Consider the following 15,501-nt stretch of genomic DNA (forward strand, 5'->3'; position numbering starts at 1 on the left):
AGCTGCGACACCCGTGACACCGCTGAGGTGTTTGTGACACACCGGCAGCACGGGGCAGAGGCGGTCCGGCCCCGCCGTCCGGGGCCGGACCGCCGGTGGTCACGCCCCGCAGGAGCGCAGGAACGCCCGGGTGCGGCGGGCGATGGGGAGGGGCTTGTCCGGGTCGCAGGGGTACATGTCCTGCTCGACGATCGCGAACAGGTCGACGTCCAGCTTCTGCGCCGCCTGGAGCACCGGCCCCAGCTCGGGCACCCCGGCCGGCGGCTCGCACATCACGCCCTGCGCCACGGCCGGACCGAAGGGCGTGCCCTGGGCGCGCACGTCGGCCAGGATCTCCGGGTCCACCTGCTTGAGGTGCAGATAGCCGATGCGCTCGCCGTAGGTCTCGATCAGCTTGACGCTGTCCCCGCCGCAGTAGGCGTAGTGCCCGGTGTCCAGGCACAGGGAGACCAGCTCGGAGTCGGTGCCGTCGAGGAAGCGGGTGACGTTCTCCTCGCTGTCGATGTGGGTGTCGGCGTGCGGGTGGACCACGATCGTCAGGCCGTAGCGCTCGCGCACCTCCCGGCCCAGGCGCTCGGTCAGCGAGGTGAGATTGCGCCACTGCTCGGGCGTCAGTTCGGCGGGCTCCAGCACCTGGCCGGTCTTGTCGTCCCGCCAGAAGGACGGGATGACGACCAGGTGGCGGGCGCCCATCGCCCGGGTCAGGGCGGCGATGTCGGAGACGTGCGCCCAGGTCGTGTCCCACACGGCCGCGCCGTGGTGCAGGCCGGTGAAGACCGTGCCGGCCGACACCTTCAGGCCCCGCCGGGCGGTCTCGTCGGCGAGCACCGCCGGGTCGGTCGGCAGATAGCCGTAGGGGCCCAGCTCGATCCACTCGTAACCCGAGTCGGCGACCTCGTCGAGGAAGCGCTGCCAGGGGACCTGCCGGGGGTCGTCGGGGAACCAGACACCCCAGGAGTCGGGCGCCGACCCGATCCGGATGCGGGACAGTGAGGAGGGTGACAAGGACGTCATGGCCGTCAGCGTGCGGGGCCGCGGAAAGCGGTGTCAAGCTCTGGTCCGAATGTCTGGACAAAATATTGACAGGGATCTGGCGAGGGGACTAGAAAGCCGGGGAGAGCCGTGACGAAGGGAAGCCGATGGCGTACGACCTGATCACCATGGGGCGGATCGGAGTGGACCTGTACCCGCTGCAAACCGGCGTTCCGCTCGCCCAGGTGTCGTCCTTCGGCAAGTTCCTCGGCGGGTCGGCGACGAACGTCGCGGTGGCCGCGGCCCGGCTGGGCCGGCGCACCGCAGTGGTCACCCGCACCGGGGACGACGCGTTCGGCGCCTATCTGCACGAGGCGCTGCGCGGCTTCGGCGTCGACGACCGCTGGGTCACCCCGGTTTCGGGGCTGCCGACCCCGGTCACCTTCTGCGAGGTCTTCCCGCCGGACGACTTCCCGCTGTACTTCTACCGGCAGCCCAAGGCCCCGGACCTGGAGATCGACGCGCACGAGCTGGACCTGGACGCCATCCGGGACGCCCGGATCTTCTGGGTCACCGGCACGGGACTGAGCGAGGAACCGAGCCGTACGGCGACCCTCGCGGCCCTCGCCCACCGGGCCAAGTCCGGTACGACGGTCTTCGACCTCGACTGGCGCCCCATGTTCTGGACGCATCCGGACGAGGCCCGCCCCTTCTACGCGGAGGCCCTGCGCCACACCACGGTGGCCGTCGGCAACCTGGACGAGGTGGAGGTCGCCACCGGCGTCCGCGACCCGCACGCGGCGGCGCGGGCGCTGGTGGACGCCGGGGTCGAGATCGCCGTGGTCAAGCAGGGACCCAAGGGTGTCCTGGCGGTCAGCGCCTCCGGAGAGTCCGCCGAGGTCCCGCCCCTCCCCGTGAAGGTGCTCAACGGGCTCGGCGCCGGGGACGCCTTCGGCGGCTCCCTCTGCCACGGCCTGCTCGCCGGCTGGGACCTGGAGACGATCATGCGGCACGCCAACGCGGCAGGCGCCATCGTCGCCTCCCGCCTGGAGTGCTCCTCCGCGATGCCCACCCCCGACGAGGTGGCCGCCGCGCTCGAGGCCGGAGCGGTGCTGTGAGGGCGGGCCGCGTCGCCGGCACGCACCCGCACGGAGGCGACGGAGTCCGGCGCCCGTCCGTGGACGTGGCCGAGCTGGTCCGGATCCGGACGCAAGCCCCCGAGGCCATCGCCGAGGCGGCCACCCGCAGGGCCCGGCGGCCGCTGCTGAACGAGGACGGCCGGCTCATGATCGTCGCCGCCGACCACCCGGCCCGCGGCGCGCTCGGCGTCGGCGACCGCAGGCTCGCCATGGCGAACCGTGCCGATCTGCTTCAGCGGCTGTGCCTGGCGCTGTCCCGGCCCGGCGTCGACGGCGTCCTCGCCACCGCCGACATCCTCGACGACCTGCTGCTGCTCGGTGCGCTCGAGCACAAGGTCGTGATGGGCTCCATGAACCGCGGCGGCCTGCAGGGCGCCAGCTTCGAGCTGGACGACCGCTTCACCGGCCACCGCCCCGCCGACATCCAGCGCCTCGGCTTCGACGCCGGCAAGCTGCTGCTGCGCATCGACTACGACGACCCGGGCTCCCTGACCACCCTGGAGTCCACCGCCCGCGCCATCGACGACATGGCCGCGCGCCGGCTGCCCGTCTTCGTGGAACCGTTCATCAGCCGCCGCACCCCCGAGGGCAGGCTGAAGAACGACCTGTCCGCGGAGGCGGTCACCAAGTCCATCGCCATCGCCTCCGGCCTCGGCGGCTCCTCGGCCTACACGTGGCTGAAGGTGCCGGTCAGCGAGAACCCCGACGACATGGCCCAGGTGATGGAGACCTCCACCCTGCCGGCCGTGCTGCTCGGCGGCGACATAGGGGACTCGCCCGAGGACCAGGTCGCCGCCTACGAGAAGTGGCGCGGCGCGCTGCAACTGCCCACCGTGCGCGGCCTGGTGGTCGGCCGCTCGCTGCTGTACCCGGCGGACGGCGACGTGGCCGCCGCCGTGGACACCGCCGTAGGACTGCTGTGAGGGCCGCATGACCAGCACCGATCTGCACCTGCCCCGGGGTGCCACCGCGAACGCCCAGTACGCCGTCGACATCGACCCCAAACGGGCCGGCTGGACCCACAGCAGCCTGCGCGTCGCGGAACTGGCGCCGGGCGGTTCGCACACGTTCACCACCGGAGACAGCGAGTGGATCGTGCTTCCGCTGAACGGCGGAGGTACGGTGCGCATCGACGAAGACGAGTTCCAACTCCTGGGCCGGGACAGCGTGTTCAGCGGAGTCTCCGACTTCGTGTACGCGCCCCGGGACACCCGGGTCCAGATCGCCTCCGGCGCGGGAGGCCGCTTCGCCCTGGCAGGAGCGAAGTGCGAGCGACGACTCCCCGCCCGCTACGGCCCCGCGCCGGAGGTCCCCGTCGAGCAGCGCGGCAGCGGCACCTGCGCCCGCCGGGTGCGCAACTTCGCCTCCGCCGACTCCTTCGACTGCGACAGGCTGATCGCCGTCGAGGTGATCACCCCCGGCGGCAACTGGTCCTCGTACCCGCCGCACAAGCACGACGAGCACCGGCCGGGCGAGGAGTCCGAGCTGGAGGAGATCTACTACTTCGAGATCGACGGCCCGAACGGTGTGGGCTATCACCGCGTATTCCCCTCGCGTGAGGGCGGATCCGACGTCCTCGCCGAGGTCCGCTCCGGTGACGCCGTCCTCGTCCCCGACGGCTGGCACGGCCCGTCGATCGCCCAGCCCGGCCACGCCATGTACTACCTGAACGTCATGGCCGGACCCGGCGCGACGCGGGAGTGGCGGATCTGCTTCCACCCGGACCACGTAGAGAGCACAGGGGGTTACCGATGACGACCCGGCTGACCGTCGCGCAAGCGCTGGTTCGCTTCCTCGCCGCCCAGTACACCGAACGCGACGGCGTACGGCAGCGGCTGATCGGCGCCACCTGGGGCATCTTCGGGCACGGCAACGTGGCCGGCCTCGGCCAGGCGCTCGTCGAGTACGGCGATGTCATGCCGTACCACCAGGGCCGCAACGAGCAGTCGATGGTGCACGCGGCGGTCGGCTACGCCCGCCAGTCGGGCCGCCTGTCCACGCACGCGGTGACGACGTCGATCGGCCCCGGCGCCACCAACCTGGTCACCGGCGCCGCCCTGGCCACCATCAACCACCTCCCGGTCCTGCTGCTGCCCGGCGACGTGTTCGCGACCCGCCCCGCCGACCCGGTCCTGCAGCAGCTGGAGGTGCCGTACGCGGGCGACGTGTCCGTCAACGACACGCTGCGCCCGGTGTCGAAGTACTTCGACCGGATCACCCGCCCGGAGCAGCTGATCCCGAGCGCCCTGCAGGCCGTGCGGGTGCTTACCGACCCCGTCGAGACCGGCGCCGTCACCCTCGCGCTGCCGCAGGACGTGCAGGCGGAGGGCTTCGAGTGGCCGGAGGAGTTCTTCGCGACGCGGGTGTGGAGCGTACGGCGGCCGGGCGCCGACCCCACCGAACTCGCGGAGGCCGTCCGCGCGATCCGGGCCGCCCGGCGCCCGGTCGTCATCGCGGGCGGCGGGGTCCACCACAGCCGCGCCGAGCGGGCCCTCGCCGAGTTCGCCGAGACCACCCGCATACCGGTCGCCTCCACCCAGGCCGGCAAGGGCTCCCTGCGCTACGACCATCCGCAGGACGTGGGCGGCGTCGGCCACACCGGCACCGCGACCGCCGACGAACTCGCCCGCACCGCGGACCTGGTGATCGGCGTCGGCACCCGCTACACCGACTTCACCACGGCCTCCGGCACCCTCTTCGAGAACCCGGACGTCCGCTTCCTCAACCTCAACATCGCGCCCTTCGACGGCCACAAGCTGGCCGGGCTGCCGCTGATCGCGGACGCCCGCAGCGGCCTGGGCGAGCTGACGGAGGCGCTGGCGATGCACGGGCACACGGTCGCCGACTCCTACGTCACCGAGTACACCGAGGACAAGGAGCGCTGGGAGCAGCGCGTCGACGCCTGCTACGAGGCCGACGAGCCGGACGTCAGGCCGACCCAGCCGCAGGTCCTCGGGGCCCTCGACGCCCTGGTGGACGAGTCCGACATTCTCATCAACGCGGCCGGCTCCCTCCCCGGCGACCTGCACAAACTGTGGCGGTCGCGGTCACGGGACCAGTACCACCTGGAGTACGGCTACTCCTGCATGGGCTATGAGATCCCGGCCGCCATCGGGGTGAAGCTCGCCGCACCCGAGCGGAACGTGTGGGCGCTGGTCGGCGACGGGACGTATCTGATGATGCCGACCGAGATCGTCACCGCCGTGCAGGAGGGCATCGCGATCAAGATGCTGCTGGTGCAGAACCACGGGTACGCCTCGATCGGTGGCCTGTCGGAGTCGGTGGGCGGCGAGCGGTTCGGCACCGCCTACCGGTACACCTCCGAGGACGGCACCTTCACCGGCGCCCCCCTGCCCGTCGACCTCGCCGCCAACGTGGCCAGCCTCGGCATGCGCGTGCTGCGTGCGAAGACCGTACGGGACCTGCGCGCGGCGCTCGCCGAGGCGCGGGCCGCCGACACTCCCACATGTGTCTATGTGGAGACCGAAACGTCCGACACTGTGTCGGGCGCGCCTCCGGCGCAGGCCTGGTGGGATGTTCCTGTGGCCGAGACCGCGACCCGCTCGTCCGCGGTCAAGGCACGTGAGCTGTACGAACGGCACGTCTCGACCCGACGCCGCCATCTGTAAGAAGGAGTTACTGGGCATGACGAAGATCGTCAACCACTGGATCGGCGGCAAGACCGTCGAGGGTGCGTCGGGCACGTACGGGCCGGTCACCGACCCGGCGACCGGCGCGGTCACCACGAAGGTCGCGTTCGCGTCGGTGGAGGAGGTGGACGCGGCGGTGGCGGCCGCCAAGGACGCCTATCTGACCTGGGGCCAGTCCTCGCTGGCTCAGCGGACCTCGATCCTGTTCAAGTTCCGGGCGCTGCTCGACGCCCACCGCGACGAGATCGCCGAGCTGATCACGGCCGAGCACGGGAAGGTGCACTCCGACGCGCTGGGCGAGGTCGCCCGCGGCCTGGAGATCGTCGACCTGGCCTGCGGCATCAGCGTCCAGCTCAAGGGCGAGCTGTCCACGCAGGTCGCCACGCGGGTGGATGTCTCCTCGATCCGGCAGCCGCTCGGTGTCGTCGCCGGTATCACGCCGTTCAACTTCCCGGCGATGGTCCCGATGTGGATGTTCCCGATCGCCATCGCGTGCGGCAACACCTTCGTGCTCAAGCCGTCCGAGAAGGACCCGTCGGCCTCCGTCAGGATCGCCGAGCTGCTGGCCGAGGCCGGTCTGCCGGACGGGGTCTTCAACGTCGTCCACGGTGACAAGGTGGCCGTCGACCGGCTGCTGGAGCACCCGGACGTCAAGGCGGTGTCCTTCGTCGGCTCGACCCCGATCGCCCGCTACATCCACACCACGGCCTCCGCCAACGGCAAGCGGGTCCAGGCCCTCGGCGGCGCCAAGAACCACATGCTGGTCCTGCCGGACGCCGACCTGGACGCGGCGGCCGACGCGGCGGTCTCGGCGGCCTACGGCTCGGCGGGCGAGCGCTGCATGGCCATCTCGGCGGTGGTGGCCGTCGGTGCCATCGGCGACACGCTGGTGGAGAAGATCCGCGAGCGCGCCGAGAAGATCAAGATCGGCCCGGGCAACGACCCGACCTCCGAGATGGGCCCGCTGATCACCAAGGTGCACCGCGACAAGGTCGCCTCCTACGTGGAGGGCGCCGCCGCCGAGGGCGCCGAGGTGGTCCTGGACGGCACCGGCCACACCGTCGAGGGCTTCGAGGACGGCCACTGGATCGGCATCTCGCTGCTGGACAAGGTGCCGACCACCGCGAAGGCGTACCAGGACGAGATCTTCGGCCCGGTGATGTGCGTGCTGCGCGTCGACACCTACGAGGAGGGCGTGGCGCTCATCAACGCCTCGCCGTTCGGCAACGGCACCGCGATCTTCACCCGGGACGGCGGCGCGGCCCGCCGCTTCCAGCTCGAGATCGAGGCCGGCATGGTCGGCGTGAACGTCCCGATCCCGGTCCCCGTCGGCTACCACTCCTTCGGCGGCTGGAAGGACTCGCTCTTCGGCGACCACCACATCTACGGCAACGACGGCACGCACTTCTACACCCGCGGCAAGGTCGTCACCACCCGCTGGCCGGACCCGGCCGACGCCCCCGCCGGCGTGGACCTGGGCTTCCCGCGCAACCACTGACGCCCGCGTCGCTCTCCGTGCCCCGCCTCGCACCTGCCGAGGCGGGGCACAAGTGCGTCCGGATACCGGACGTGGAGGCATTTTTTTGCGGCGTCGGCTGCGATTCCCGTTCTGCGGGGATGAAACGGATGACGAAGGGACTTCACTCAATTTACCTTGGAAAGCAAGGTCATGAGCGCTACGGGTTTGGTGGATGCCGCTACAGCAGCTCATGGCCTGGGAAAGTGATGCGGCGTTACGGACCATCGAAGTGCGGAATCCGAAGGTAAATGGCCATTGACGCAGCGGTTTTCGTCGGGGTTCGCTATGCACCGCCGGGAGCGGACGAGACGAACGCACGACGAGCCGCCGGAGGCGATAGCGCTCCTGGCCCCACCCTCACACGCACGAGTCGATCGGAACCCGACGCATGACCGACACGCTCCAGAAGTCCCTGGTCGAGACCGAGCAGGCCCACCCACCGGGGCTGAAGCGTTCCATCGGTGTCGTCGGCGGCACCCTGCTGACCCTCTCCTGCGTCACGCCCGCCTCCACGCTCTTCGTGGTCGTCCCCGACCTGTTCGGCTCCCTGGGCACCGCCACCGCCCTGACGATCGCCATCGGCTCCCTCCTCTGCATCGCCGTGGCGTTCTGCTACTCCGAGCTGGGCACGCTCATCCCCAGCGCGGGCGGCGAGTACGCCATGGTGTCGACGCTCGCCGGACGGCTCGCGGGCTGGCTGGTCTTCGTGCTGTCCCTGCTGGTCGTCATGATCGTGCCGCCCGTCATCGCGATGGGCACGGCCGACTACCTGGCCCCGATCGTGCACCTCGACCCGGCCATGACCGGCGCCGGCGTGATGCTGCTCGCCACCCTCGCCGGCCTGCTCGACCTGCGCGCCAACGCCTGGATCACCGGCATCTTCCTCGTCCTGGAGGTCATCGCCGCGGCCGTCGTCGCCCTGCTCGGCTTCACGCACAGCCACCGCGGAGCGGGCAGCCTCGTCTCCATGCAGGTCGCCGGCGCACACGGGCACACCGACACCGTGACCGCCATGCTGGTGGTCTCCGGGCTCGCCATCGCGCTCTTCGTCACCCAGGGCTTCTCGACCGCCGTCTACCTCTCCGAGGAGCTGGAGCACCCGCGCCGCAACGTCGCCCGTACCGTGCTGGCCACCCTCGCCATCTCCACCGTGATCATCCTGGTGCCGGTCGCCGCCATCACCATGGGCGCCTCCGACCTCAAGGAGCTGACCGGCGGCGACATCAGCTCCATGGTCACCGCCTGGTCCAACTCCGCGGTCGGCACCTTCGTGAGCCTTTGCGTGGCCCTCGCGATCGTCAACGCGGGCATCGTCATGGTGATCCAGAACTCCCGCGTCCTGTTCGCCTCCGCCCGCGACAAGGCCTGGCCCGGCCCGGTCAACACCGTCTTCGCCAAGCTCGGCCGCTTCGGCTCCCCCTGGGTCGCCACGCTCGCGGTCGGCGTCCCCGGCGCGCTGCTCTGCTTCGTCAACCTCGACACCCTGTACGGCGTCACCGGCGTCTCGGTGACCGGGATGTACCTGCTGGTGGCGGTGGCCGCCCTGCTGTCCCGCCGCGGCTCCCACCGGCACACGCCGGCCTGGCGGATGCCGCTGTGGCCCGCGATGCCGGTCCTGCTGATCGCGGTCCTGGCCTACATCCTCACCCAGCAGGAGGCGAGCTACCTGCTGTGGACCGGCGGCATCACGGCGGTGGCCACCCTGTACTGGGCGCTGTACCTGCGCCCGCGCAAGGACACCCGGTGGCTGGTGTCGATCCCCGAGGACGCCCAGGCCTGACGGCGGCGTCCCCCGACCGCTCCCCGCCCCGGCCCGCGTACACCGCCTGACGTACGCGGGCCGGGGCCCGTAGTCCCCCAGGAGGGTCCCGGGTTCAGCCCGGGAGCTCATCCGTTGTCGGTGGCGGCCCGTACCGTTGAGTCATGGATCTTCGACTGCCCCGCCTGCGAGGGCTGCTGCGGCGGCCCCGGCGCCTGCTGGCCGCCGGGGCCGCCGTCGTCGTGCTGGCGGGCGCGGGAACGTGGACGGCCGTCGCCTCGGACGAGAAGGACCCGGTCCACCGGACCGACCGGCTCATGGCCATCGACGGGGTCCGCATCGACACGTCGTACTTCACATCCGGCTCGGGCGGCCGCCGCCCGGCCGTCCTGCTGGGGCACGGCTTCGGCGGCAGCAAGGACGACATGCGCGCCCAGGCCGAGGACCTCGCGCGGGACGGGTACGCGGTGCTGACCTGGTCGGCGCGCGGCTTCGGCCGCTCGACCGGCCGGATCGGGCTGAACGATCCGAAGCACGAGGTCGCCGACGTCTCCCGGCTCATCGACTGGCTGGCCCGGCGGCCCGAGGTGCGGCTCGACAGGCCGGGCGACCCGCGCGTGGGCCTGGCCGGCGGCTCCTACGGCGGCGCGATCTCCCTGCTCGCCGCCGGACACGACCACCGGGTGGACGCCGTCGCCCCGTCCATCACGTACTGGAACCTGGCCGACGCGCTCTTCCCCGGCGGCGTCTTCAAGAAGTTGTGGGCCGGCGTCTTCTTCAACACCGGCGGCGGCTGCGCCCGCTTCGAGCCCGCCCTGTGCCGGATGTACGACCGGGTCGCCGAGTCGGGGAAGCCGGACGCGGCCGCCCGCGAGCTGCTTCAGGAGCGCTCGCCGTCGGCCGTCGCCGACCGGATCAAGGTCCCCACCCTGCTGGTGCAGGGCCAGACCGACTCCCTGTTCACCCTCGCCCAGTCCGACGCGGCCGAGAAGGCCATCAGCGCCGGCGGCGCCCCCGTGGACGTCGACTGGATCGCGGGCGGGCACGACGGCGGTGACCTGGAGAGCGCCCGGATCGAGCAGCGCGTGACGGCCTGGTTCGACCGCTATCTCAAGGGCGAGAGGTCCGTCGACACCGGCCCCGCCTTCCGGATCACCCGCACCGGGGGCGTCGACTCCACCGACGGCGCCGCCCAGCTGCGCGGCGCGAGCGCCGGCACCTACCCCGGCCTGCGCGGCCACCAGCGGTCCGTCCCGCTGACCGGACGGGAACAGCACCTCACCAACCCGGCCGGCGCCAGTCCGCCCGGCATCTCCGCCCTGCCCGGTCTCGGCGGCTCCGGCGCTCTCGCCCAGCTCTCCGCGCTCGGAGTCGGCGTCTCCCTGGACTTCCCCGGCCAGTACGCCCGCTTCGACTCCGCGCCGCTGTCCCGGAGCCTGCGGATCACCGGCTCACCGACGGTCACCGTCCACGTCACCTCCACCGGCCAGGACGCCGTCCTCTTCGGCAAGGTGTACGACGTCGGGCCGGACGGCACCCGGCAGGTGCTGCCCTCCCAGCTCGTCGCGCCCGTGCGGGTGAGCGGCGCCCGGTCCGGCAAGGACGTCACGATCACCCTCCCGGCGGTCGACCACGAGGTGCAGAAGGGCCACCGGCTCCGCCTCGTCCTCGCCTCCACCGACCTCGGGTACGCCTCACCGGCCGCCCCGGCGACGTACACCGTCTCCCTCAAGGGCCGGCTGAGCGTGCCCACGGCCCCCGCCGTGCACACCGCCGCGGCGCCCCTGCCCGCCTGGGTGTGGTGGCTGCCCCTGGCCGGTGCCGCCGTCGCGCTCGCCCTGCTGCTCACCGGCCGCCGCCGCACGGCCGCCCCCGCGCCCGCCCCCGAACTCGCCGAGGTCCCGCTGCAGATGACGGACCTCAGCAAGCGCTACGCCCGCTCCGCCGAGCGGTACGCGGTGCGCGAGCTGTCCTTCCGCGTGGAGAAGGGCCAGGTCCTCGGCCTGCTCGGGCCCAACGGCGCCGGCAAGACCACCACCCTGCGCATGCTGATGGGGCTGATCCGACCGGATGCCGGAGAGATCCGCGTCTTCGGGCACGCCGTGCGGCCCGGCGCGGCGGTGCTGTCCCGGGTCGGCGCCTTCGTCGAGGGCGCGGGCTTCCTGCCGCACCTGTCCGGCCGGGAGAACCTCGAGCTGTACTGGCGGGCCACCGGCCGGCCGCCCGAGGACGCCCATCTGGACGAGGCCCTGGAGATCGCCGGACTCGGCGACGCCCTCGCCCGCGCGGTGCGCACCTACTCCCAGGGCATGCGCCAGCGCCTGGCCATCGCCCAGGCCATGCTCGGCCTGCCCGACCTGCTCATCCTGGACGAGCCCACCAACGGCCTCGACCCGCCCCAGATCCGTGAGATGCGCGAGGTGATGATCCGCTACGCGGCCGCCGGCCGCACGGTGATCGTCTCCAGCCATCTGCTCGCCGAGGTCGAGCAGTCCTGCACCCACCTGGTCGTGATGGACCGCGGCCGGCTGATCCAGGCGGGTCCGGTGGAGGAGATCGTCGGCTCCGGCGACACCCTCCTGGTCGGCACCGGCGCGCCCCTGGAGGAGCCGGTCGTGGAGAAGGTGGCCGCGCTGCCCGGCGTCGCCTCCGCCGTGCCCACCGAGGACGGGCTGCTGGTCCGCCTCGAACCCGGCGGCACGGCCGAGCGGCTGGTCGTGGAGCTGGTGCGCCTGGAGGTGCCCGTCGCCTCCGTCGGACCCCACCGGCGCCTGGAAGACGCCTTCCTCACCCTGATCGGAGGTTCCGCATGAGCACGCTGGTCGAGCGCGCCGAGACGGCGTCCGGCTACCGCCCGGGCCGCACCCTGCCCCTGCGGGTGGAGCTGGTCCGGCAGCTCAAGCGGCGCCGCACCCTGATCATGGGCGGGATTCTCGCCGCCCTGCCGTTCGTCCTGCTGATCGCCTTCGCGATCGGCGGCGACCCGGGCGACCGCAACGGCCAGGTCACGCTGATGGACACGGCCACCGCCTCCGGCGGCAACTTCGCCGCGGTCAACCTGTTCGTCTCGGCCGGCTTCCTGCTGGTGATCCCGGTCGCCCTGTTCTGCGGGGACACGGTCGCCTCCGAGGCGAGCTGGTCCTCCCTGCGCTATCTGCTGGCCGCGCCCGTGCCCCGGGCCCGGCTGCTGTGGTCCAAGCTCGCCGTCGGGCTCGGGCTGAGCCTCGCCGCCATGGTGCTGCTCCCGGTGGTGGCCCTCGCCGTCGGCACGGCCGCCTACGGCTGGGGCCCGCTGCAGATCCCCACCGGCGGCGCACTGGACCCCGGCACCGCCGCCCGACGCCTGCTGGTCGTCGTGGCGTACATCTTCGTGTCCCAACTGGTCACCGCAGGGCTGGCGTTCTGGCTGTCGACCCGGACGGACGCCCCGCTCGGCGCGGTCGGCGGGGCGGTGGGCCTGACCATCGTCGGCAATGTCCTCGACGCCGTCACCGCCCTCGGCCACTGGCGCGACTTCCTGCCCGCGCACTGGCAGTTCGCCTGGGCCGACGCCGTCCAGCCGAGCCCCGAGTGGTCCGGCATGATCCAGGGCACGGCGATCTCCGTCACCTACGCGCTGGTGCTCTTCGCCCTGGCCTTCCGGGGCTTCGCCCGCAAGGACGTGGTGTCGTAAGCGTGGTGTCGTAGAAGCCTTTCCCGCTTGACGCACCATACGATGAATTGATTCGCCGACCACATGTGAATATCTCTGGAAATATAAAAGCGGCGCCCTCTTTCACTCCCGTGGTATTCATGCGTATGGAGTAGTGCCTCGCTTTGCGCCCATCGTGGACTGCTATGTTCTGCGTCTGTCGGATCAGAGGTCGCTTTCACGTGAGGTGAATCATGAAGAAGGCAGTTTTCACAACTGCGGCGCTGGCCCTCGGTGCCGGTCTCGTCGGCGGCTCCGCCGTCGCCGCGTCGGCCGCCGGGACGCCGGTCAACACCAGCGGTCCGCTCGGCCTCGTGTCCCAGACGGAGGTCACGCCGGCGGTCGTGCCCGCGGCCGACACCGTGACGCGGCTGGCCCGCGAGGGCAACATCACCAAGGGCAGCGCGTTCGACGAGAAGAAGCCCGCGAAAATCTCCGGTGTTTACCTGGACGGTATGGGGCGCGGCAGCGGAAAGAAGCCCGCGGTTCCGGTGAAGAACCCGGTCGGTACCGGCTCCTTCCAGCTTCACCCGCTGAGTGCGCCGACCAGCGCCGGACTCGGCAGCCTGCTCAGCCAGGCCTGACCGGAAACGCTGGAAAGTCGGCGTACGGCGAAAGCACTACTTCGGAGACCGACACCGCGGTGTCGCGAGACGGCCGGGCCCCGGTGGCGGCCTGGCTCGGCCGACGTCCCGGACACCCGCTGCTGCCCCGCCCCACACGACGGCTCACCAAGACAACTGCATGAGACGGCCGCACAGGCATCTCCGGTCCACTGGCCCCCTCCTTGCCAGTGGACCGGACGCACGTCCGGCCCCCTTCGGCTTGCCGTCTCCCCGGCTGGATCGCATTGTCATCCATGAATGAGACGAAAAGCCATGTGCCGGTCGGCGCACGGCACCGTTCCGCCATTTGATGGAATCTGTGCCGCAGGAGCGATGTCACCGTGACTTTTCACCGCATATTTCGGTTTCTTGCTATGTAAGCGTGTCCTACCGTGAATCCAGGAAGGAACCGAGTTGCCCAGGAAGTTCGCGGTCATCACTGCACTCGCCCTTGGCGCTGTCTGCGGCAGCGCCGGCGTTGCCTCCGCCCACTCGAGCCACACCAACGCCTCTGGCGGTGACGGCTTCTCGTCGTCCCCGGTCGTCGTGAACGCCCCCCAGCAGGGCGTCCTCGTCGTCAACGGCACGCTCGTCGACGGTCGCTGCATCGCGCCGTGGTCCAACGGCGCCGTCCTCGCCGGCACCGTTGCCCCGAACTCGCACTACGCCGCCTGCAACACCGGTCTGGTCGACCAGTCGCAGAACTCCGCGTACGCGGGCGGCCTGCTCTTCTGACCCCTGCTCCGAGTATTCCGAGCAGGTCAATCCCTTCTGAAAACGCAGCCCTGAAAGGCCATCTCATGCGTAACAAGGTTACGGCCATCTCCGCCCTCGCCGCAGGCGTCGTCCTGGCGGCCGGCGGTACCGCCGCGGCCGACAACTGCACGACCGTCAAGGGTGGCGAGGGCTTCTCGTCGTCCCCGGTCGTCGTGAACGCCCCGCAGCAGGGCGTGCTGGTCTCCAACGGCACGCTCGTCGACCTGCGCTGCGTCGCGCCGTGGTCCAACGGTGCTGCCGTCATCGCCGGCGTCGTCGCGCCGAACTCGCACTACGCCGCCTGCAACACGGGCACCGTCGACCAGTCGCAGAACGCCGGCTACAAGGGCGGCCTGCTCTTCTGACCCCCCCTGCTCCGATCTCGGTCGGAGCACGGCGGACGCCCCAACCCGTCCCCCATCTGAAAGGCGCATCCCATGCGTAACAAGGTTACGGCCCTCTCCGTCCTGGCTGCGGGCCTCGTGCTCGCGGCGGGCGGCACCGCTGCGGCCGACGACAACACCACCAACGTCTCCGGCGGCAACGGCTTCTCGGAGTCCCCGATCGTCGTGAACGCCCCCCAGCAGGGCCTTGCGGTGGTCAACGGCGCGCTGGTCGACGGCCGCTGCATCGCGCCGTGGTCCAACGGTGCCGTCCTCGGCGGCGTCGCCGCGCCGAACTCGCACTACGCCGCCTGCAACACGGGCACCGTCGACCAGTCGGAGAACGCCCCGTACGTGGGCGGCCTGCTGTTCTGATCGGTATCCCGGCCTGGCGGCCCGCCGACTGTCGGCGGGCCGCCATCGGCCTTTTTTGCGACCCTTCAGGAAGAAACATTTCTGCATATACGGTCGAACGACTCCGGAATACGCTGAATGCGCCGGAGGGATCCCGGACACGCCAAAGGCCGGCTCCGGGGATTGCGGAGCCGGCCTCGAAGAGCCAGGGTCGCTACTTGGCGAGCGGAAGTCCGGCGGGCGCCTTGCCGTTCAGCGGGTTCGGCAGCGTACCGCCGAAAACGGGGGTCTTCACCACGCCCGACTGCTTCACGCCCTCGGCCGCCTTCCGCACGTCGTTGGCCAGGTAACCCGTCGGAATCTCGGTCGCCCGCGGCAGGCTCTGGGTGACCGTCCTGCCGTCCTCGACGAGGCCCTTCGCCGGCATGTCCGCGGCCAGGGCGGGCGACGCGGCACCGGCGAGGGCGAGGGCGCCGACGACGAGGGCGGCAGCCTTCAGACTCTTCATGGTGTTCCTTTCCTGGAAGCTCGGTTCCCCCGGACCAACGACGCAGGAACGGCACGGGAAACCCCACTGGCGGCAAGTTCCGGAACTCATACGAGAGGACTGTGTGCGTCGACCCCGTCGGATTATCTGTAATATCCGCCCGGTGGGCGGACGCCATTCCGACAC

Annotated in this window: 14 protein-coding genes; 12 read left to right on the forward strand and 2 right to left on the reverse strand. The window is 71.2% G+C overall.

What is annotated here, in order from left to right; all coding sequences use genetic code 11:
• Positions 1-99: 99 nt before the first annotated feature.
• Complete coding sequence (locus tag ACZ404_RS05610) at positions 100-1,014, reverse strand: sugar phosphate isomerase/epimerase family protein (protein WP_468436236.1); 915 nt, start codon at positions 1,012-1,014, stop codon at positions 100-102.
• Positions 1,015-1,139: 125 nt separating this feature from the next.
• On the opposite strand from ACZ404_RS05610, the gene iolC reads away from it, so the two are divergent.
• The 12 genes from iolC to ACZ404_RS05670 all read left to right on the forward strand — a co-directional run bounded on the left by iolC (position 1,140) and on the right by ACZ404_RS05670 (position 14,849).
• Positions 1,140-2,090 (forward strand): 5-dehydro-2-deoxygluconokinase, encoded by a 951-nt coding sequence (gene iolC / locus ACZ404_RS05615; RefSeq protein ID WP_468436238.1) that lies wholly within the window; start codon positions 1,140-1,142, stop codon positions 2,088-2,090.
• 59 nt (positions 2,091-2,149) lie between these two features.
• Positions 2,150-3,034: a Cgl0159 family (beta/alpha)8-fold protein gene (locus ACZ404_RS05620; RefSeq protein WP_468436240.1), complete on the forward strand. Its 885-nt coding sequence runs from the start codon at positions 2,150-2,152 to the stop codon at positions 3,032-3,034.
• A gap of 7 nt (positions 3,035-3,041) precedes the next feature.
• A complete protein-coding gene (gene iolB, locus ACZ404_RS05625; protein WP_468436242.1) occupies positions 3,042-3,866 on the forward strand; it encodes a 5-deoxy-glucuronate isomerase in 825 nt (274 codons plus the stop codon).
• Positions 3,863-5,740, forward strand: a complete 1,878-nt coding sequence (gene iolD, locus ACZ404_RS05630; RefSeq protein WP_468436244.1) for a 3D-(3,5/4)-trihydroxycyclohexane-1,2-dione acylhydrolase (decyclizing) — start codon at positions 3,863-3,865, stop codon at positions 5,738-5,740. Before iolB ends, iolD begins: the two co-directional genes overlap by 4 nt.
• A gap of 16 nt (positions 5,741-5,756) precedes the next feature.
• Complete coding sequence (gene mmsA / locus ACZ404_RS05635) at positions 5,757-7,259, forward strand: CoA-acylating methylmalonate-semialdehyde dehydrogenase (RefSeq protein ID WP_468436246.1); 1,503 nt, start codon at positions 5,757-5,759, stop codon at positions 7,257-7,259.
• A 409-nt stretch (positions 7,260-7,668) separates the two neighbouring features.
• On the forward strand, positions 7,669-9,060 hold the full coding sequence (locus ACZ404_RS05640) for an APC family permease (RefSeq protein ID WP_468436248.1): 1,392 nt from the start codon (positions 7,669-7,671) through the stop codon (positions 9,058-9,060).
• A gap of 143 nt (positions 9,061-9,203) precedes the next feature.
• On the forward strand, positions 9,204-11,852 hold the full coding sequence (locus tag ACZ404_RS05645) for an alpha/beta fold hydrolase (RefSeq protein WP_468436250.1): 2,649 nt from the start codon (positions 9,204-9,206) through the stop codon (positions 11,850-11,852).
• Complete coding sequence (locus ACZ404_RS05650) at positions 11,849-12,712, forward strand: ABC transporter permease (RefSeq protein ID WP_468436252.1); 864 nt, start codon at positions 11,849-11,851, stop codon at positions 12,710-12,712. The genes ACZ404_RS05645 and ACZ404_RS05650 overlap by 4 nt, the downstream gene beginning before the upstream one ends.
• 212 nt (positions 12,713-12,924) lie before the next feature.
• Positions 12,925-13,314 carry a hypothetical protein gene (locus ACZ404_RS05655; RefSeq protein ID WP_468436254.1) on the forward strand — a complete coding sequence of 130 codons (390 nt, stop codon included), beginning with the start codon at positions 12,925-12,927 and terminating at the stop codon, positions 13,312-13,314.
• Positions 13,315-13,749: 435 nt separating this feature from the next.
• Entirely contained in the window at positions 13,750-14,070 is a 321-nt protein-coding gene (locus ACZ404_RS05660) for a hypothetical protein (RefSeq protein ID WP_468436256.1), read from the forward strand.
• A gap of 65 nt (positions 14,071-14,135) precedes the next feature.
• The gene (locus ACZ404_RS05665; protein WP_468436258.1) at positions 14,136-14,456 is read left to right on the forward strand and encodes a hypothetical protein; all 321 of its coding nucleotides are present in this window, start codon (positions 14,136-14,138) and stop codon (positions 14,454-14,456) included.
• A gap of 72 nt (positions 14,457-14,528) precedes the next feature.
• Positions 14,529-14,849, forward strand: a complete 321-nt coding sequence (locus ACZ404_RS05670; protein ID WP_468436260.1) for a hypothetical protein — start codon at positions 14,529-14,531, stop codon at positions 14,847-14,849.
• A gap of 193 nt (positions 14,850-15,042) precedes the next feature.
• Here ACZ404_RS05670 and ACZ404_RS05675 read toward each other — a convergent pair whose 3' ends face one another.
• Positions 15,043-15,336, reverse strand: coding sequence for a hypothetical protein (locus ACZ404_RS05675; protein ID WP_468436262.1), 294 nt, complete (start codon positions 15,334-15,336; stop codon positions 15,043-15,045).
• Between the last annotated feature and the right edge of the window lie 165 nt (positions 15,337-15,501).

The organism is Streptomyces sp. NPDC030798 (assembly GCF_055572275.1).